Annotated in this window: 15 protein-coding genes and 1 tRNA gene; 10 read left to right on the forward strand and 6 right to left on the reverse strand. The window is 62.2% G+C overall.

Annotated features, from left to right (window positions below):
* Positions 1–32: 32 nt before the first annotated feature.
* Positions 33–797 (forward strand): SDR family oxidoreductase, encoded by a 765-nt coding sequence (locus ACODS0_RS01330; protein ID WP_488832206.1) that lies wholly within the window; start codon positions 33–35, stop codon positions 795–797.
* 52 nt (positions 798–849) lie between these two features.
* On the opposite strand, the gene ACODS0_RS01335 is transcribed toward ACODS0_RS01330, so the two are convergent.
* Together ACODS0_RS01335 and ACODS0_RS01340 are read right to left on the reverse strand one after the other, a co-directional pair.
* On the reverse strand, positions 850–1,368 hold the full coding sequence (locus tag ACODS0_RS01335; RefSeq protein WP_487256284.1) for a hypothetical protein: 519 nt from the start codon (positions 1,366–1,368) through the stop codon (positions 850–852).
* A gap of 7 nt (positions 1,369–1,375) precedes the next feature.
* On the reverse strand, positions 1,376–3,838 hold the full coding sequence (locus ACODS0_RS01340) for a UvrD-helicase domain-containing protein (RefSeq protein ID WP_488832208.1): 2,463 nt from the start codon (positions 3,836–3,838) through the stop codon (positions 1,376–1,378).
* Between the two features lie 44 nt (positions 3,839–3,882).
* Here ACODS0_RS01340 and ACODS0_RS01345 point away from each other — a divergent pair, with 44 nt between their 5' ends.
* Positions 3,883–4,590, forward strand: a complete 708-nt coding sequence (locus ACODS0_RS01345; protein ID WP_488832210.1) for a hypothetical protein — start codon at positions 3,883–3,885, stop codon at positions 4,588–4,590.
* A gap of 225 nt (positions 4,591–4,815) precedes the next feature.
* A complete protein-coding gene (locus ACODS0_RS01350; RefSeq protein WP_121505680.1) occupies positions 4,816–5,793 on the forward strand; it encodes a GMP reductase in 978 nt (325 codons plus the stop codon).
* A gap of 30 nt (positions 5,794–5,823) precedes the next feature.
* On the opposite strand, the gene ACODS0_RS01355 is transcribed toward ACODS0_RS01350, so the two are convergent.
* Entirely contained in the window at positions 5,824–6,705 is an 882-nt protein-coding gene (locus ACODS0_RS01355) for an alpha/beta hydrolase (protein WP_488832214.1), read from the reverse strand.
* A gap of 129 nt (positions 6,706–6,834) precedes the next feature.
* Here ACODS0_RS01355 and ACODS0_RS01360 point away from each other — a divergent pair, with 129 nt between their 5' ends.
* The 4 genes from ACODS0_RS01360 (at position 6,835) to ACODS0_RS01375 (ending at position 10,593) form a co-directional block, all read left to right on the forward strand.
* Positions 6,835–7,719 (forward strand): NAD(P)-dependent oxidoreductase, encoded by an 885-nt coding sequence (locus ACODS0_RS01360; protein ID WP_488832216.1) that lies wholly within the window; start codon positions 6,835–6,837, stop codon positions 7,717–7,719.
* Positions 7,720–7,803: 84 nt separating this feature from the next.
* Positions 7,804–7,879: transfer RNA gene (locus ACODS0_RS01365), tRNA-Lys, on the forward strand.
* Between the two features lie 228 nt (positions 7,880–8,107).
* Positions 8,108–9,274, forward strand: coding sequence for a cellulose synthase complex periplasmic endoglucanase BcsZ (gene bcsZ / locus ACODS0_RS01370; protein WP_488832218.1), 1,167 nt, complete (start codon positions 8,108–8,110; stop codon positions 9,272–9,274).
* Between the two features lie 86 nt (positions 9,275–9,360).
* The gene (locus tag ACODS0_RS01375; protein ID WP_121420846.1) at positions 9,361–10,593 is read left to right on the forward strand and encodes a multidrug effflux MFS transporter; all 1,233 of its coding nucleotides are present in this window, start codon (positions 9,361–9,363) and stop codon (positions 10,591–10,593) included.
* A gap of 370 nt (positions 10,594–10,963) precedes the next feature.
* Here the strand turns inward: ACODS0_RS01375 and ACODS0_RS01380 are convergent, their stop codons facing one another.
* The 3 genes from ACODS0_RS01380 to orn all read right to left on the reverse strand — a co-directional run bounded on the left by ACODS0_RS01380 (position 10,964) and on the right by orn (position 15,361).
* Positions 10,964–12,430, reverse strand: coding sequence for a sensor domain-containing diguanylate cyclase (locus tag ACODS0_RS01380; RefSeq protein WP_373692584.1), 1,467 nt, complete (start codon positions 12,428–12,430; stop codon positions 10,964–10,966).
* Positions 12,431–12,573: 143 nt separating this feature from the next.
* A complete protein-coding gene (locus ACODS0_RS01385; RefSeq protein WP_488832221.1) occupies positions 12,574–14,472 on the reverse strand; it encodes a DEAD/DEAH box helicase in 1,899 nt (632 codons plus the stop codon).
* 310 nt (positions 14,473–14,782) lie between these two features.
* On the reverse strand, positions 14,783–15,361 hold the full coding sequence (gene orn, locus ACODS0_RS01390; RefSeq protein ID WP_008904975.1) for an oligoribonuclease: 579 nt from the start codon (positions 15,359–15,361) through the stop codon (positions 14,783–14,785).
* 37 nt (positions 15,362–15,398) lie between these two features.
* Between orn and ACODS0_RS01395 the strand changes: the two genes are divergently transcribed.
* Genes ACODS0_RS01395 through rsgA form a run of 3 tightly spaced genes read left to right on the forward strand, consistent with a single transcriptional unit; the run spans position 15,399 to position 18,012 of the window.
* A complete protein-coding gene (locus ACODS0_RS01395) occupies positions 15,399–16,706 on the forward strand; it encodes a M48 family metallopeptidase (protein ID WP_488832655.1) in 1,308 nt (435 codons plus the stop codon).
* Positions 16,703–17,038: a 4a-hydroxytetrahydrobiopterin dehydratase gene (locus tag ACODS0_RS01400; protein WP_121505674.1), complete on the forward strand. Its 336-nt coding sequence runs from the start codon at positions 16,703–16,705 to the stop codon at positions 17,036–17,038. The genes ACODS0_RS01395 and ACODS0_RS01400 overlap by 4 nt, the downstream gene beginning before the upstream one ends.
* Positions 17,039–17,067: 29 nt before the next feature.
* On the forward strand, positions 17,068–18,012 hold the full coding sequence (rsgA, locus tag ACODS0_RS01405; RefSeq protein WP_488832227.1) for a ribosome small subunit-dependent GTPase A: 945 nt from the start codon (positions 17,068–17,070) through the stop codon (positions 18,010–18,012).
* The last annotated feature ends 39 nt before the right edge of the window (positions 18,013–18,051 follow it).

Here is an 18,051-nt window from a genome sequence, read left to right on the forward strand (position 1 = left end):
GTTCCCATCCACCATCCCCAAGGAGTTTCACCATGAAGACCATTCTCATCACCGGCTGCTCGTCTGGCTACGGCCTGGCCACCGCCCGCCACTTTCACGCCCAGGGCTGGAACGTGATCGCCACCATGCGCACCCCGCGCGCTGACGTGTTGCCAGCATCAGACCGCCTGCGGGTCCTGCCGCTGAACGTCACGCAGCCCGACAGCATCGCCCAGGCACTGCAGACCGCAGGCCCCATCGACGTACTGGTGAACAACGCGGGCCTGGGGCTGTTCGGCGCCTTTGAGGCCACGCCCATGACCACGGTGCGTGACATCTTCGACACCAACACCTTCGGCGCAATGGCGATGACCCAGGCTGTGTTGCCGCAGATGCGCGAGCGCGGTGCGGGCCTGGTGGTCAACGTCACCTCCAGCGCCACCCTGGCGCCCATGCCGCTGGTGGCGGCGTACACCGCCAGCAAGACGGCCATCGAGGGGTTCACCGCGTCGCTGGCCTTTGAACTGGCGGCGTTTGGCGTCCGCGTGAAACTCGTCGAGCCCGGCTACGCGCCCACCACCCAGTTCACCGCCAACGGCGCGGAGCGCATGCAGGGGTTGATCCCGCCTGCCTACGCTCCCTACGCCCAGTCAATCTTTGCAGCCCTGGGGCAGCCAGCCGCCGTGACGACCGAACAGGATGTGGCCGAGGGTGTGTGGGCGGCGGTGAACGATGCGTCAGACCGCCTGCGGTATGCGGCGGGGGCAGATGCGGTGGCGCTGGCGGAAGCGACGGTGGGTGAGCTTGCTGTGGCTTAAGAGCACCCAGCAAACCATTGCCACGCACCGGGCACCCGGCACCTTGGTCCAGTCACTCGTAATGGCTGACCGTGACGCTATACAACACCCCTGGGCGTACCGGCTGCACCGTCACAGCAACAACCCCGTCCGCTACAGACGCGTATTCGGCATAACGCACAAAGTAGCCGTTGTGCGCTTGCACAGCCTCCAGTTCCGATGGCTCCAACGCACGCTCTTGCAGGCCGTTTTGCAGCAGGTAGGCGTTGACGGCAACCACAGCCCGGCCCATATCGTTGCGAGAAACTTCAAACGACACCTCCGAGCGTGGTTGCTTGTTGCCGTCACCCACTGTTCCAAAGTACTCCGGCTCCGTCGCAACCCCCACCGCAGGAGCGCCGCGCACCAGCGAAGAAATCCCGAGGTAATAGGTGAGCGTGCCCCGCTTAGGCGTGAAGTCCTCTTGGGAGATGAGAAAGAGCCATGCACTCACCCAGAGTGCCAACGACGCGCAAGCCACCACGGTCAAGGCGATGCCGAGCACGCGCGGACGAAAATGCAAGCGCATAAACCTGCCGACAAAAACGATCACCTTAGCGTCAATCCACCACCGTCAACTTGGCCACGCTGAGCGCCAGCCACTTGGTGCCATGGCGCGGGAAGTTGACCTGCGCACGCGCGTCGTCGCCCGTGCCCTCGATGGCCAGCACCTTGCCTTCGCCGAACTTGGTGTGGAACACGTTGATGCCTGCGCGCAGGCCGTGGGACGGCGCGGTCTTTTGCACGGGCACCGGTGGGCTGGCGAATGTCTCGGATTTAAAGCCAAATTGGCCTCTAGCGCTTGATGGATAAGCGCTACCAGCTCCTGAATTAGGAGCATACGATCCAAACCCTTGCTGCTTGGGCGTAATCCACTTGAGCGCGCTTTCGGGCAGCTCGTCAAAAAAGCGGCTCTTGATGTTGTAGCGCGTCTGCCCATGCAGCATGCGCGTTTGCGAGTGGCTCAGGTACAGGCGCTTGCGGGCGCGGGTGATGGCCACATACATCAGTCGGCGCTCTTCCTCCAGGCCATCGCGCTCGCTGGCGGAGTTTTCGTGGGGGAACAGGCCCTCTTCCATGCCGCCGATGAACACACCGTCAAACTCCAGGCCCTTGCTGGCGTGCACGGTCATCAGTTGCACGGCGTCTTGGCCAGCCTGGGCCTGGTTGTCGCCCGCTTCGAGCGCGGCGTGGGTCAGGAAGGCGGCCAGGGGCGAGAGGGTTTCGCCGGTGTCGGCGTCCACGATACCCGGCACGGCGGGTTTCAGGGGTTCGTCCAGCACCGGCGCATTGGGGTCCAACCCCTGGCTAACCGGGCTTTGGGCGCTTTGCGTGAGCGGTGTGCCATGTTCGTCTAGCGGCAGGGCCACGGCGTCGCGGCCAAATCCTTCCTGCGTGACAAAGCTCTCGGCAGCGTTGACCAGTTCCTGCAAGTTCTCGATGCGGTCGGCACCTTCCTTCTCCGTGCGGAAGTGCTCCACCAAGCCCGTGGATTCGAGCATCTGCTCGATGATGCCGCGCAGGTTCAGGCCTTGGGTCTGCTCGCGCAGCACATCGACCATGGCGACGAACGCGCCCAGGTTGGCGCCCGCCTTGCCGGGCACGGCGCTCACCGCGTCGTGCAGCGAGCAACCTGCGGCGCGGGCCGCGTCCTGCAGCACTTCGATGCTGCGCGCGCCAATGCCACGCGGCGGAAAGTTGACGACGCGCGTGAAGCTGGTGTCGTCGTATGGGTTCTCCAAGAGGCGCAGGTAGGCCAGCGCGTGCTTGATTTCGGCACGCTCAAAAAACCGCAGTCCACCGTACACGCGGTAGGGCACACTGGCATTGAACAGCGCCGATTCGATCACCCGGCTTTGCGCATTGCTGCGGTAGAGCACGGCGATTTCCTTGCGCTCAAAGCCGTCGTTGCGCACGAGTTGCTTGATCTCATCGACCATCCACTGCGCCTCCGCCAGGTCAGAGCTGGCTTCGTACACGCGCACGGGCTCGCCCGCGCCCTGTGTGGTGCGCAGGTTCTTGCCCAGGCGGCGGCTGTTGTGGCTGATGAGGGCGTTGGCCGAATCAAGAATGTTGCTGTAGCTGCGGTAGTTCTGCTCCAGCTTGATCTGGCGCTGCACATCAAACTCGCGCACAAAGTCGGTCATGTTGCCCACGCGCGCACCGCGAAAGGCGTAGATGCTCTGGTCGTCGTCGCCCACGGCAATCACGCTGCCGCGCGCCTCAAAGCGCCCGCCCACCTCGTTGCCCGCCAGCTGCTTGAGCCAGGCGTACTGCAGCTTGTTGGTGTCCTGAAACTCGTCCACCAGGATGTGCTGAAACCGGCGCTGGTAGTGCTCGCGGATCGGGTCGTTGTCGCGCAGCAGCTCGTAGCTGCGCAGCATCAGCTCGCCAAAGTCCACCACGCCTTCGCGCTGGCATTGTTCTTCGTACAGCTGGTAAATCTCGACCTTCTTGCGCGAGTCGCTGTCGTGCGCCTCCACGTTGGCGGGGCGCAGGCCTTCTTCCTTGCAATTGGCAATGAAATACGCCAGCTGTTTGGGCGGAAAACGCTCGTCGTCCACGTTGTGCTGCTTGCACAGGCGCTTGATGGCCGAGAGCTGGTCTTGCGTATCCAGAATTTGAAAGGATTGCGACAGGCCCGCCGCCTTGTGGTGCGCGCGCAAAAGGCGGTTGCACAGGCCGTGGAAGGTGCCGATCCACATGCCACGCACGTTCACCGGCAGCATGGCGGATAACCGGGCCACCATCTCCTTGGCGGCCTTGTTCGTGAAAGTGACAGCCAGAATGCCACCGGGCGTGGCATAGCCGTTTTGCAGCAGCCAGGCAATGCGGGTGGTGAGCACACGCGTCTTGCCCGAGCCTGCGCCCGCCAGTATCAGTGCGTGGCCTGCGGGCAGCGTGACGGCCGCCAGTTGCTCGTCGTTCAGATTGGCCAGGAGGGGCGATGCAGCCGAGGCCGCAGCAGCGTGTGGGGGCACCAAGGCTTCGGGTGCACCCGGGAACGGGTCTTGTGGGAACATGCGGCCATTGTAGAAAGCGCCCCGGCACCCTCCCCCGCCCGACCATGAAAAACATTGCCCGCACCCTGGCCAGCGTCCTAGTCCTCACTTACACAGCCTCAGCGCTGGCCCAGGCCAGCTGCAGCAGTGACGGCATCCCACATCCCGTGGCCATTTTCGAGCGCTTCATCAGTGCCGACTGCGAAGCCTGCTGGAGCGATGCGGCCACCCCCGCGCCCTCTGCCACGGCGGGCGTGGCGGTGCTGGACTGGATCGTGCCGGGCAAGGCCGGTGACGAAGCGCCCTTGTCGGCCGCCGCCACCAACGACGCCCTGGCCCGCCTGCAGACCCTGGGCCGCAAGCCCCCTGTCACCACCGATGTCCACACTGCGGCCATCGAGGCCGCCACGCCCGCCCGCCTGCGCGTGGCCCACGGCATGCCGTTTAACGACTACCTGGGCGCGGCCATCGCGTTCACGCCCGTGCAGCGCAACGTCGCAACGCCCGGAGCCATGGACTTTTACCTGCTGCTTGTCGAATCCGTGCCTGCAGGCACCGAAGGCACGAAAGTGGCACGAAATATGGTTCGAAACATGCTCCACGGCACGTGGGAAAAGCGCGAAAAGCTATCAAAAAAAGAGCAAATGAAATGGATGGAAACCCGGTCCATGCGCATCCCGGAAGGCGCACAGGCCGAGCGGCTGCGTTTGGTGGGCTGGGTGCAGGACGCCCAGGGCAGCGTCCTGGCGGCTGCGCAGTCCACCTGCCGATGACATCGGTGATAACGGTCATACCCGCACGGTTATAGGGTCTGCCAGGCAGGCGGGTAGAATCAATCACCGGGCCCAAGTTTCTTGACGCCCGGTTTTTTGTGCCCGCGCAATCTGCGGGGTTCGGAGCTGGCCACCACGCCAGTGCCCACAAAGCCGGTCCCAAGCCAAGCGCCCACGCCCGCGAAATCCTTCGCAGGCGACCTTTTCAAAGGAGCTTGGAATCTCATGGAAATCTTCGATTACGACAACGTTTTGCTGCTGCCCCGCAAATGCCGCGTGGAAAGCCGCTCGGAATGCGACGCCAGTGTGGAGTTGGGCGGCCGCTCGTTCCGCATCCCCGTGGTACCCGCCAACATGAAAACGGTGGTGGACGAAAAGATCTGTACCTGGATGGCCCAGAACGGCTACTTCTATGTCATGCACCGGTTTGACCTGGACAACATTCAGTTCGTCAAGGACATGCACGCCAAGGGCTGCTACGCCTCGATCTCACTGGGCGTCAAACGACCCGACTACGACACCGTGGACCAGTTGGTGGCCCTGGGCCTCACGCCCGAATACATCACCATCGACATCGCCCATGGGCATGCCGACAGCGTGAAGAACATGATTGGCTACCTCAAGCAGCACCTGCCCAAGGCGTTTGTGATTGCTGGCAATGTGGCCACGCCTGAAGCCATCATCGACCTGGAAAACTGGGGTGCCGACGCGACCAAGGTAGGCGTGGGCCCGGGCAAGGTGTGCATCACCAAACTCAAGACCGGCTTTGGCACGGGCGGCTGGCAGCTATCTGCCCTCAAGTGGTGTGCCCGCGTGGCCACCAAACCCATCATTGCCGACGGCGGCATCCGCAGCCATGGCGACATCGCCAAGAGCATCCGTTTTGGCGCCAGCATGGTGATGATCGGCTCGCTGTTCGCAGGCCATGAAGAGTCCCCCGGCAAGACGGTGGAGGTGGACGGCGCTCTGTTCAAGGAGTACTACGGCTCAGCCAGCGACTTCAACAAGGGCGAGTACAAGCACGTGGAAGGCAAGCGCATCCTGGAGCCCATCAAGGGCAAGCTGGCCGAGACGCTGATCGAGATGGAGCAGGATGTGCAAAGCTCCATCAGCTACGCTGGCGGCACCAAGCTGATGGACGTGCGCAAGGTCAACTATGTGATCCTGGGCGGCGACAACGCGGGTGAGCACCTGCTGATGTAAACCAGCACCCGGGCCGAGATCAACGCGAGGTCAGGCCCGCAGCAGGTTCTGCGCCATGTGGTGCAGGTCGTGCCCCGGCTGGGCCAGGGCATCGACGATGCTGAAGTGGTGCAGTCCGGGTAATGCCACGCTACGGGGCACGAAGTGGCTGCCCCAGGCGTTCTGCATCAACTGGTTCTGCCGTAGGAACTCGGGGCTTTCATCCGCCCCCACGGCGCAATAGAGCGTACCGAGGGCGGGCTCCAGCAGGCGCGCCGGGCTGTACTGCAGCACTTGCTGCTCCGTGAGGTTCAGCACCGTCTGGTACATGGGGGTGTGCATGATAGGCTCCAGATCGTGGACCCCGGAGATCGACAGCGCATTGCGCACCAGCCCATCCGGCAGACCGTCACCGATCAGCGGCCAAACACTGGTGAGCAGCAGGGCCGCCAGTTGGCCTCCCGCCGAATGCCCTGCCACGGTAATCCGCTTCGGGTCGCCCCCATGGGCGGCAACGTGGTGCCACACCCAACCCAGTGCTTTCTCCATTTGCCGCACGATGTGCGGGATGGTCACCGGCGCCTCGGGGGTGCCTGGGCACAACGCATAGTTCACCACCACCACACAAAACCCGGCCTGGGTAAAAGGCGGCGCAATGAACGAGTGATCGGATTTGTCGAGCGACCGCCAGTAGCCGCCATGGATGAACACCAGCACAGGCACCGGCCCGCCCGTGGTACGTGCAGACGGAAACACGTCCAGGGTTTCCCCTGCACCGCTGCCATAGGCCACATCCAGCACACAAGGGACGTTGGCCCGCACCTGCGCAGAATCCCGTGCCCAGCGCTGCAGGTAGTCCATGTGGTCGGGCACCAGAGCACGGTTGTTGTACATGCGCTCCAGCCAGGCGGGGTCATGCAGGGGCAAGGTCATGGGTAGGGTCTCCTGGGGCTGTGCGGCATCATCATTCCAATCTAGCCATGCTGCAAGCTCCGTGACAGGGTGATGCACCAAAAAGGCACATGATGCACACAGAGACAACGATCCCGGATGAATGACGCCATGACCACCACCCCGCTTCGCATTGCAGTCCTGGGCATTGGCATGATGGGCCGCCCCATCGCACGCCGCCTCAAGGAAGCCGGCCATCAGGTCCAGGTGTGGAACCGTACCCGAGCCAAGGCGGAGCCCCTGACAGCGTTTGGCATCACCGTCCATGCCTCGCCCGCCGAAGCGGTCCAGAACGCCGATATGGTGATCAGCCTGCTGGAAAACGGACCTGTCGTAGGACAGGTCCTGTTCGAATCCGGAACGGCCAAGGCGATGCGTAAAGGCGCCCTCTTCATCGACATGGCCTCCATCCAGCCCCGCGAAGCACGGGACCACGCCGCCCGCCTGGGCGAGATGGGCCTGGCCCACCTGGATGCACCTGTATCAGGTGGGACGGTGGGAGCAGAAAACGGCACGCTCGCCATCCTGGTGGGCGGGCGCCCTGAAGACTTTGCGCAGGCCCAGCCCGTGTTCGCCGCCTGCGGCCGCGCCACCCATGTGGGCCCGCACGGCGCGGGCCAGCTCACCAAGTTGGCCAACCAGATGATCGTGGGCATCACCATCGGCGCGGTGGCCGAGGCATTGCTGTTTGCAGCCAAGGGCGGCGCAGACATGGCCAAGGTGCGCGAAGCCATTCAGGGAGGTTTTGCAGATAGCCGCATCCTGCAACTGCATGGCCAGCGCATGGTGGAGCGTGACTTTGCCCCACGCGGCCGCATGGCCGTGCAGCTCAAGGACATGCGCAATGCCCTGGCGACGGCCGGCGAGATCGGCTTCGACGCGCCCATCACAGCTCTGTTCGAGACCCTCTATGCCGAAGGCGTAGATCATGGCCTGGGTGAACTGGACCACAGTGGCCTGTTTGTCGAACTCGCCAGCCGCAATGCCATGCAATAATTTTCTGGGTTGCTTGCCAAGCCACAAAAAACTAGTGCATAATTCGAGGCTCTGCAGCAATGCAGACAGATTTATAAAAAGTTTGGGTTCTTAGCTCAGTTGGTAGAGCAGCGGACTCTTAATCCGTAGGTCGAGTGTTCGAGTCACTCAGGACCCACCAAACAAAAGCCGCAAGGCGCAAAAAGCCGGTGTTACTTCAATGTAGCGTCGGCTTTTTTGTTTTTCTGGCTACGAAAGAGGCGCAACACGCCCCTTCCTCGGCTGGCTCCGTTCTCAGCAGCATCTTCAGGTTACAAAAATAACCTCATCTTGCTCGCACATATGCGCTGTGCACCATAGGCTATCCAGAAGAACCCGTTCCTGTTGGTAATGCAACACGAGGATTTTTATGACTCCAATGCTCCTGAGGCGGACAGCACTTCTCACAGGACTGAGCCTGCTCGCGCCCGCCACGCTGTCACGCGCGCAAGGGCAGGAGCGAGCAGTGGCGGGTTTGGCGCGCGGCGGTCAATGGCCTGCCTGGGATACCTTCAAGGCCCAATTCACCAGCGAGGAAGGCCGGGTGATCTCGGACGACGGGGAGGGAGGGCGCACCTACTCGGAAGGCCAAGCTTACGGACTTTTCTTTGCCCTGGTCGCCAATGACCGCAAGGGTTTCAGCACCCTCCTGCGCTGGACCGAGAACAACCTGAGCGGTGGAGACCTGGGCGCACGCCTGCCCGCGTGGCTGTGGGGCCGTCGGCCGGACGGAACCTGGGGCGTTATTGACAGCAATGCGGCCTCCGACGCTGACATCTGGATTGCCTATGTCTTGGGCGAGGCTGCACGCCTGTGGAACGCCCCGCAATATCGCGCCTTGGGGGCTCGTCTGGCCGCCCGCATCATTGCAGAGGAGACCGCAGACCTCCCTGGCCTGGGGCCGAGTCTGCTCCCTGCGCCAAGCGGCTTTGTGGAGGCCGAAGGCCGATGGAAACTCAACCCAAGCTATATGCCGTTGCAGGTCATGCAACGGCTGGCCACGCTCTACCCCCTCCCTGCTTGGAGGCAGCTCACTCAAAGTTCTGAAAAAATCATCGTGGGAGCCTCCCCCAAAGGCTACGCCCCTGATTGGACCTTGTACGACGCACGGCAAGGCTTTCTCATTGACGAAAAAGGCAAGGAAAAAGGCCAGGGCGCCTACAACGCGATTCGCGTCTACCTGTGGGCAGGCATGCTGCACCCTGCCGCACCTGGCCGCAAGCCCTTACTTTCTGCATTGGCCCCCATGGCGAGATACGTGCGCGAACAGGGGCACCCACCTGAATCGATTGATGTACTGACAGGACAGGGCTCAGGCCCTGGTCCGGCAGGCTTTACGGCAGCGATGCTGCCCTTTTTGCAGGCGCAAGGCGATAGTGCTGCATTGAAAGCGCAGCTCAGCCGTCTCGTCGCAAATCCCGTGCGATCCACGGCGTACTATGAACAGACTCTGGCCCTGTTCGGACTGGGCTGGATGGAGGGGATGTACCGGTTTTCGTCCGGGGGTCAACTCCTGCCGCAGAGAACCAAGTCCTGACAGCGGCTCTTGCCGCAACAGCCGTCATCGGTCCTGTCCGCCCCCTGCCCCTGCCCCTGCCCGATGTTCTACCCGTTGCCCACCCGATGAATCCCAACGCCCACACACTTTGGCGCGCGCCCCAATGGACCCTCGCGGCCCTCCTCGCCGTACTGGGTATGCTGGGGCCTTTCTCGATTGACACCTACATACCTGCCTTCACAGGCATTGCCAGTGCCCTGGGCGCCACCCCGGTGGAGATGCAACAGACCCTTTCGGCCTATCTCTTTGGTTTTGCGTTCATGAACCTCTTCCATGGAGCACTCGCAGACAGCTTTGGCCGGCGACCGGTGGTCCTGTGCGGGATCGCCATGTTCACGCTGGCCTCGGCTGGATGCGCGCTGTCACAAAGCATCGGCCAGCTCATAGCGTTCAGGGCATTGCAGGGCTTGTCTACGGGCGCAGGCATTGTGGTGTCGCGTGCGGTCATCCGCGACATGTTTCCCCCAGCGCGCGCGCAGCAGGTGATGAGCCAAGTGACGATCTACTTTGGCATAGCCCCAGCCATCGCTCCCATCGTGGGCGGCTGGCTCTTTGTACATGCAGGCTGGCACAGCATCTTCTGGTTTCTGACCTGCGTGGGCGTGGTGCTCTGGGTCGCAAACTTCAGGCTCCTGCCCGAAACATTGCAGGCCGAGCATCGCCAGCCGTTCAATGTGCCCCATCTGATGCGGGGGTACTGGCAGCTGGGGTCAAGCCCTCGATTTGTGCTGCTGGCGCTCGCAAGCGGCGTTCCTTTCAATGGAATGTTCCTGTACGTACTGGCAGCACCTGCCTTTCTGGGCGAACACCTTGCACTAGCCCCCACGCAGTTCTTCTGGTTCTTTCTACTGACCATTTCGGGCATCATGGGCGGCGCGTGGCTGAGCGGGCGTCTGGCCGGCAAGATCGCTCCAAAACGACAGATACGGCACGGCTTTGTGATCATGTTCACCGTAGCCGTCTTCAACCTGGGAGCTAATCTGCTCTTTCCCGTGCACGCGGCCTGGTCGCTGCTGCCGATTGCGGTCTTTGCGTTTGGCTGGGCACTGATGGTGCCGGTAGTGACCCTGCTGGTGCTGGACCTTCACCCCGAGCGCCGCGGCATGGCCTCGTCCATGCAAGCGTTTGTCGGCTCTACTGCGAACGGCATTGTGGCCGGCATCCTGGTCCCTTTGGTAATGCACTCAACGGTCTTGCTGGCCTTCGCATCGCTGCTCATGATGTGCGTGGGCATGATGGCTTGGATCTATCTGCACCATCGCTGGCCCGATATTGGCAGGACTGCAACGCCAGGTTGAGCCCCTGGCGTTTGTGAATTGCCCTGCGTGCCGCAACAATGAGACCTGACTCTACGCCCCGTCAAGTCAGTGCGCACCCGCGAGAGTGGGATTCCAGGCGCCCGAGTACAAAGCCTAGCCTAACTGGAAGCTTGGCAAGTTTGTCGATGTCGAAGCGTTCAAGGCGGTAGAGGCACAGTAGTCACCCTGGCGAAGCCTCTGGAAAGCCGCTATGCCCGCCAGGCACTGGGGCCATCGATGCCTCGGAGCGCAACTTTCTAGCCAGGGTGCCAACCGAGCGGCTCTACGGCTACGCAGTTCACGCGGGCTGAGTTCTGAAGTACACCCCACGGCACCTGACGCCAAGCTTCCGTGCAACCCGGAAGGGGTCCTATGACAGTTGCCGCCGGTCCACCCCTTTTTCCTGGTAATACCGGATTTTTTCGGCATACATGGCCTGGTCGGCACGATGGATGGCCGCTTCGACCATGTCGCCCGAACGGCACGAAGCGACGCCCATGGCCAGGCTGATCGGCTGACCCGGATAGAACTGGTTGTTCAAGTCCAACATGGAGAGAATGCGCTCCTGCAACGCAAAGGCGCTGCGCTCGTCCATGCCGGGCAGCAACACCGTGAATTCGTCTCCGCCAATGCGCGCGGCGCAGGCTGGCGGGTCCACCGCCTTGGCCAGTACTTCGCCCACCCTGCGCAGCATGGAATCGCCCGCAGCATGGCCCTGCTCATCGTTCACAACCTTGAGCCCGTTCAGATCAATCGCAATGATGGACAGAGGCCACGGCCCCTTGCGGGTGACACGATTGAGTTCTTCCGCATAGAAGGCCCGGTTGCGCAGCTGCGTCAGGACGTCATGCTTGCCAAGGTACTCCAGGTAGGCTTCCGCCTTTTTGCGCGCCGTGATGTCCACCAGCGACAGCAGCACCAGCCCCCAGTCCGCAAGATGGTCTGCCAACACAGAAAACTGCATGTGGATATGCACCGCATCCCCGGACAGCGCGTAGTTGACCACTTCGCGCTGCTGAAAGGTCTTGCCCTCCCACAGGTCCAGCAACTGGTCCGCGAAGGACTCATGCATCTCACCCCTAAACACCCGCCCGATGTTGTTCAGAAGCATCTCCTTGCTGGACGCACCGAACATGCGCAACGTCTGCTGGTTGACATCGATCACGCGAATCTCCTGCATGCAGCGCGTGACGAATTCAGGGTGCACCGTGATGAAGGTCTTGAAATCGTCAATGCCCTGCGAGCGAACACCGTCGAGCAGGCTTTTCACGGCACTGAAATCCTCGACCCACAACGAGACCGGGGAGTGCTCGAACAAATCCCGTGCATATTGTTCGCTGCGCCGAAGTTGGCTGGCACTCCGCACTTGGGCCGTGATGTCTTCCAGCGAAAGCAGAACGCGGCTCCAGTCCGCTTCATACCCTGGAAGGATGCGTGCGCGAATCTGAACGTCAAGACGCCGGCCATCCAGCGCATAGTTGACAGTCTGGTTCGAAAACTCCAGCTGCCCGGACCACAGCGCCGCCAGCTCATGGAAGACCGCATCGTGCATGTCATCCCTGAAGACCTGGTCCAGATTCGCTTCAAGCACCTGTTGGTTCTCGGCCGCAAACAGCTCCAGCGTGCGGCGATTGACTTTCAACACCTTGAGGGCAGCGCTGCATTGCCGCACCCTTGCGGAGTCCTGAGCAAGGTGGGCACGAAGATCGGAAACCCCCGCAGCGCGCCAGCGATCAAAAAGTTGCTTCAGGGCGCTGTAGTCCTCCAGCCAGAGAGACACAGGCGCCAGTTCGAACATGTGTTCAAAGTCTGCCTCGGAAGATAACGAAGACGACACTGCAGATTCCTCCCTGGGCAATTATTGTCGAGCTACTCTGCGTATTCTTGGTCCAGGGTCCCCACAACAACAAAAAAGGCCAGCACCTTGCGGTACCGGCCTTTGCAACAGGGGTGGCGCTAGCGCCACAGACCTGCCAGCGATCAGCGCGCGGGGCGCGCAGGGCGCTTGCGGGCATCGTGTGCCACGAACGGCTTGCCGCCACCACCAGCTGGCTTGGCAAACGCTGGCTTGCGGGGAGCGAAATCACCACGCGGTGCACCTGCATCACCACGGGGCGCAAAGTTGCCACGGCCTGCGTCACCAAAACCAGGTTTGCGGCCATAGCCTTCACCATCACGACGCGGCGCAAAACTACGGTCACCACCACGGTCATCACGACCCGCAAAACCGCCAGCGCCTTCACCACGCGCAGGAGCACCACGGTTGTCGCGGCCAGCGAAACCACCGCCAAAGCCACCACCGAAACCACCACGGTCATTGCCACCACGGTCATTGCCACCACGTGCGGGACCACCGAAGCGGCCACGCGACTGGTTGTCACGGTTGTCGTACGAACGGCCCGGGGCGCCACGGCCACCACCAAAATCGCCACCGCGAGGTGCCTGCGGCGCGCGCTGCGAGGGCTCCATGCCGGGAATCACTTCGGCCTTGAACTGCTGGCGGCTGTACGACTCAATGTCGTAGATCTTGCGGCGATCGCGGAACTCGGCAAACGTGATGGCCAGGCCATCGCGGCCCGCACGGCCAGTACGGCCAATGCGGTGGGTGTAGTCCTCGGCCTTCATGGGCAGGCCGAAGTTGAACACATGGGTGATTGTGGGCACATCGATGCCACGTGCTGCCACATCGGTAGCCACCAGAATCTGCACCTGGCCAGCGCGCAATGCCATCAAACGGCGATTGCGCAAACCCTGGCTCAGGGCACCGTGCAATGCAACGGCCGAAAAGCCTTCTTGCTGCAGGTCGTTGGCCAGGCCATCGCACTCCACCTGGGTGCTGGCAAAAACGATGGCTTGGTTGATCGTGGTGTCACGCAGCCAGTGGTCCAGCATCTTGCGCTTGTGCTGGGCGTTGTCGGCCCAGTACAGCATTTGCTTGATGTTGGCATGCTTCTCTTGCGGAGAGTCAATGGTGACCTTCTGCACAGACGAACCTCCGTCGTGCATCACGCGCATGGCCAGCTGCTGGATGCGGGGCGCGAAGGTGGCGCTGAACATCATGGTCTGCTTGCGCTGGGCGGTCAGCTGGTTCAGTTCGGCCAGGTCGTCCGAGAAACCCAGGTCGAGCATGCGGTCGGCTTCGTCAACGACCAGGAACTGCACCTTGTCGAGCTTGATCTGCATCGAGCGCTGCAGGTCCAGCAAGCGGCCGGGGGTGGCCACCACCAGGTCGGCGTTTTGCAGCTTGGCGATCTGCAATTGGTAAGGCATGCCACCCACCACGTTAGCGACACGCAGGCCACGGCAGTGCTTGACCAGGTCGATAGCATCGTGCGCGACTTGCTGCGCCAGTTCACGCGTGGGGCACAGAATCAGGGCACCAGGGGTGGCGGCCTTGAAATTGCGCGAGCTGGTGGGGTCCTTGCGCTTGGCGCGTTTGGGGGCAGCTTCACCACGGGCGGCAGCTTCGGCCACAGCGCGCTCGAAAGCAGCGCGTTCTTCGGCTTCGGCAGCAGCCTGCTGGTTGATCAGCGTGTGCAGCACGGGCAGCAGGAAGGCGGCAGTCTTGCCGCTGCCGGTCTGGCTGGAAACCATCAAGTCGATGAACTTGGTGGAGTCGTTGCCACCGCCCATTGCCAAGGGAATGGCCTTGAGCTGCACGCTGGTGGGCTGGGTGTAGCCCAGGTCAGCCACGGCTTGCACCAGTTCAGGGGCCAAGCCCAGTTCGATAAAGCCGTTGGGTTCAGCAGTCACGGCAACGTCGGCCTCGGCGACAGCTGCTACCACGGCGTCCAGAGGGGAAGACTGCACGGAAATGTCGGCAGCAAAGGAAGTGTCGGCAGGCGCGAATTCGCCCTGCACCAAAGAGGTGTCGGTCATGATTTTTCTCTCACGAAGACGATCGCAAGCGTAGCCTGCGAGTGGCTTCGTCAATGGTTAAAAAACATCAACCATCAAACGAAACCTGCATTGCTCTGGGCGGATGCTGGTGGGCGTTGTTCGCTAGTCCTGCACTGCGTTGAAAACAGTCGGCTGGCAAGCCCGGTGTGTGAGGGGAGATGCACAATCTGCGAGGAATGGATTCCTGCGCAGCCGCTGATTATGGCATGGATAGGTATTTTCCCGCAAGCCCCTCTCAGTTCTTGCGATACAAACCCACAAGGTCTTCAGCCGCCCTCCCCGGAATCCGTCACACCGAAAGCAGGTGCTTGCGGTAGTGCGCCAGTTCGTCAATGGACTCATGCACGTCTGCCAGGGCCGTGTGCTTCTGCGCCTTCTTGAAGCTGGTGTAGGCCTCGGGCTTCCAGCGCTTGGCCAATTCCTTAAGGGTGCTCACGTCCACGTTGCGGTAATGGAAGAATCGCTCCAGCTTCGGCATATAGCGCACCAGAAAGCGCCGGTCCTGGCCGATGCTGTTGCCGCACATAGGCGCAGTCCCTTTGGGAACGTACTTGCTCAGGAAGGCAATGATCTGCTGCTCTGCCTCCTCCTCCGTCACGGTCGAGGCCTTCACCTTGTCGATGAGGCCGCTGCGACCGTGGGTGCCCTTGTTCCAGGCATCCATCTTGCCCAGCAGTTCATCGGACTGGTGGATCGCAAAAACTGGCCCCTCGATGCGCGGCTCCAGGCTCGGTCCCGTCACGATGACGGCGATTTCCAGCAGGCGGTCGGTATCGGGCTCCAGGCCTGTCATTTCGCAATCGAGCCAGACTAGGTTCTGGTCGGATTTGGCAAGTGCGTGAGGGGTGGGGTTGTTGGCTTCTGACATGGCGCGCATTGTCGCCGATGGCCTAAACTCGCCGCTCATGCCCACTTCCGACGCCTTCTCTCCCGCCCTGGCGCTGACGCTTGCGTTTGCCGCAGCTCTCACACTGGGCCTTGTGCTCAAGTTCTGGCTGGCTACGCGCCAGATCCGGCATGTGGCGCGACACCGCAGCGACGTTCCCGCACCATTTGCCGAACGCATCGCGCTGGCGGCGCACCAGAAGGCCGCGGATTACGCGATCACCAAGGCGCGCCTGGGCTTGCTGGAAATGGCACTGGGTGCGGCCGTGCTGCTGGGCTGGACACTGCTGGGTGGACTGGATGTGCTGAATCAGGCCCTGCTCAGCGCCCTGGGCGGCGGGATGTGGCAGCAGTTGGCGCTGCTGACCGCCTTCGCCGCCATCAGCGGCCTGATCGACCTGCCGCTGTCGCTGTACCAGACCTTCGTCGTGGAAGAGCGCTTTGGTTTCAACAAGATGACCTGGCGCCTGTGGGTTGCCGATGCGCTCAAGGGCCTGCTGGTCGGCGCACTCATCGGCCTGCCCATCGCCGCGCTGATCCTTTGGATCATGGCGGCGACCGGTCCGCTGTGGTGGCTGTGGGCCTGGTGCTTCTGGATGGGTTTCAATCTGCTGCTGATGGTGGTGTATCCCACCTTCATCGCCCCGCTGTTCAACAAGTTCCAGCCCCTCGAAGATGAATCGCTCAAGGCCCGTGTCACTGCCCTCATGCAGCGCTGCGGCTTCTCGGCCAAAGGGCTGTTCGTGATGGACGGCAGCCGCCGCAGCGCGCATGCCAACGCCTACTTCACGGGCTTTGGCGCAGCAAAGCGCGTGGTGTTTTACGACACCCTCTTGCGCCAGCTGGCCCCGGGCGAGGTCGAGGCGGTGCTGGCCCATGAGCTGGGGCATTTCAAGCACCGCCACATCATCCAGCGTATCGTGACCATGTTCGCATTGAGCCTGGCAGGCTTTGCACTGCTGGGCTGGCTCTCCAACCAGGTGTGGTTCTACACCGGGCTGGGCGTGCGGCCGAGTATCTCGTTGGACCCCACCCTGGCCGCAGCCCCCAATGACGCATTGGCCCTGCTGCTTTTCATGCTTGTGGTGCCAGTCTTCACGTTTTTCATCTCGCCGCTGTTCTCGCAACTTTCGCGTCGCCACGAATTCCAGGCAGACGCCTACGCCGTTGCCCAGGCCAGCGGCGCCGACCTGTCCTCCGCCCTGCTCAAGCTCTACGAAGATAATGCCTCCACGCTCACACCCGACCCGGTGTACGTGAAGTTCTACTACTCGCACCCACCCGCCACCGAGCGGCTGGCGCGCATGCACAACCCCTCCCATCCATGACTACCATGTTGAAGAAAAAAGACTGGTCAACGCTTACCCGTCGTGCGTTGACAGCTACCGAAGTTGTAGCAAACCTGGCCAAACTCGAAGGCTGGAGCCTGACGGGCGATGGCGCTGACGTCGCCATTGAGAAGACCTACCATTTCGCCAACTACTACGAGACCATCTCGTTCGTGAACGCCTTGGCCTTCATTGCCAATGCCCAGGATCACCACCCCGATCTGTCGGTGCACTACAGCCGCTGCGTGGTGCGCCTGAACACGCACGACGTGCATGGCATTTCATCCACGGATTTCGAGTGCGCAACGCAGTTCGATGCCCTGGTGGCCTAACCCCATGACCTTGCGCACCACAGGCTCCCATGGCTGAACGCAGCGCGCTCATGGACGGCACCGTGGTCGCCAGCCATGGGCGCCACTGCATGGTGGAGACGCCCGACGGCGAACGCCGCATCTGCCACCCACGCGGCAAAAAGAGCCAGGCAGTGGTGGGCGACCATGTGCTGTGGCAGGCGCCCCCGCCCGGCCAGGGCGAAGAGGGCACCATCGAAAAGGTCAAGGAACGGCGCAACCTCTTTTACCGACAGGACGAGATCCGCACCAAGTCGTTTGCCGCCAACCTCGACCAGGTGCTCATCCTGATCGCGGCAGAGCCGGTGTTTTCGGAAAGCCAGCTAGCCCGCGCCCTGATTGCCGCCGAGGCCGAGGGCATCAAGCCCATCATTGCACTCAACAAGAGCGATCTGGTCGAACCTTTCGCCCGCGCCTGGGAGCGCTTGCTGCCCTACCGGCACATGGGCGCCGGAAAGCACTATGGCGTGCTGCCGCTGTCGCTGGCGCTCTCCAGTGAAGTGGACCGCGCGCTGCTGATGGAGCACCTTCACGGCAAGACCACGCTGGTGCTGGGGCCCTCAGGGTCCGGCAAGAGCACCCTCATCAATCTGCTGGTGCCAGGCGCTTCCGTGCTCACCGGTGAAATCTCGCAGGCGCTGAACTCGGGCAAACACACCACCACCAGCACGCACTGGTACTGGATGGACAAGGCCCGTACCACCGCGCTCATCGATTCACCAGGCTTTCAGGAGTTTGGGCTGCACCACATTGCCCCCATGCAACTGGCAGCCTGCATGCCCGACATTGCAGCACATGCGACAGCCTGCAAGTTCTACAACTGCACGCACCTGCACGAGCCGGGATGTGGCGTGCTGGATGCAGTCAAACTGGGCCCCAGCGCAGGCGGTATAAGCGCAACACGCTATAAAATTTATAGCGATCTATTTGAAGAACTGCGCCACACCCGGTACTGAGCCGGGCGCGGCCTTCACTCCTGGCGCGGCGGAAACCAG

The sequence above is a fragment of the Acidovorax sp. FG60 genome (genome assembly GCF_057808995.1).

Bases quoted from the DNA above. Each gene is read 5' to 3' on its own strand.
- ACODS0_RS01355 (WP_488832214.1), bottom strand. From the start codon at position 6,705: ATGACCTTGCCCCTGCATGACCCCGCCTGGCTGGAGCGCATGTACAAC.
- ACODS0_RS01345 (WP_488832210.1), top strand. From the start codon at position 3,883: ATGAAAAACATTGCCCGCACCCTGGCCAGCGTCCTAGTCCTCACTTAC.
- rsgA (WP_488832227.1), top strand. From the start codon at position 17,068: ATGGCTGAACGCAGCGCGCTCATGGACGGCACCGTGGTCGCCAGCCAT.
- bcsZ (WP_488832218.1), top strand. From the start codon at position 8,108: ATGACTCCAATGCTCCTGAGGCGGACAGCACTTCTCACAGGACTGAGC.
- ACODS0_RS01360 (WP_488832216.1), top strand. From the start codon at position 6,835: ATGACCACCACCCCGCTTCGCATTGCAGTCCTGGGCATTGGCATGATG.
- ACODS0_RS01400 (WP_121505674.1), top strand. From the start codon at position 16,703: ATGACTACCATGTTGAAGAAAAAAGACTGGTCAACGCTTACCCGTCGT.
- ACODS0_RS01395 (WP_488832655.1), top strand. From the start codon at position 15,399: ATGCCCACTTCCGACGCCTTCTCTCCCGCCCTGGCGCTGACGCTTGCG.
- ACODS0_RS01385 (WP_488832221.1), bottom strand. From the start codon at position 14,472: ATGACCGACACCTCTTTGGTGCAGGGCGAATTCGCGCCTGCCGACACT.
- orn (WP_008904975.1), bottom strand. From the start codon at position 15,361: ATGTCAGAAGCCAACAACCCCACCCCTCACGCACTTGCCAAATCCGAC.
- ACODS0_RS01340 (WP_488832208.1), bottom strand. From the start codon at position 3,838: ATGTTCCCACAAGACCCGTTCCCGGGTGCACCCGAAGCCTTGGTGCCC.
- ACODS0_RS01350 (WP_121505680.1), top strand. From the start codon at position 4,816: ATGGAAATCTTCGATTACGACAACGTTTTGCTGCTGCCCCGCAAATGC.
- ACODS0_RS01330 (WP_488832206.1), top strand. From the start codon at position 33: ATGAAGACCATTCTCATCACCGGCTGCTCGTCTGGCTACGGCCTGGCC.
- ACODS0_RS01375 (WP_121420846.1), top strand. From the start codon at position 9,361: ATGAATCCCAACGCCCACACACTTTGGCGCGCGCCCCAATGGACCCTC.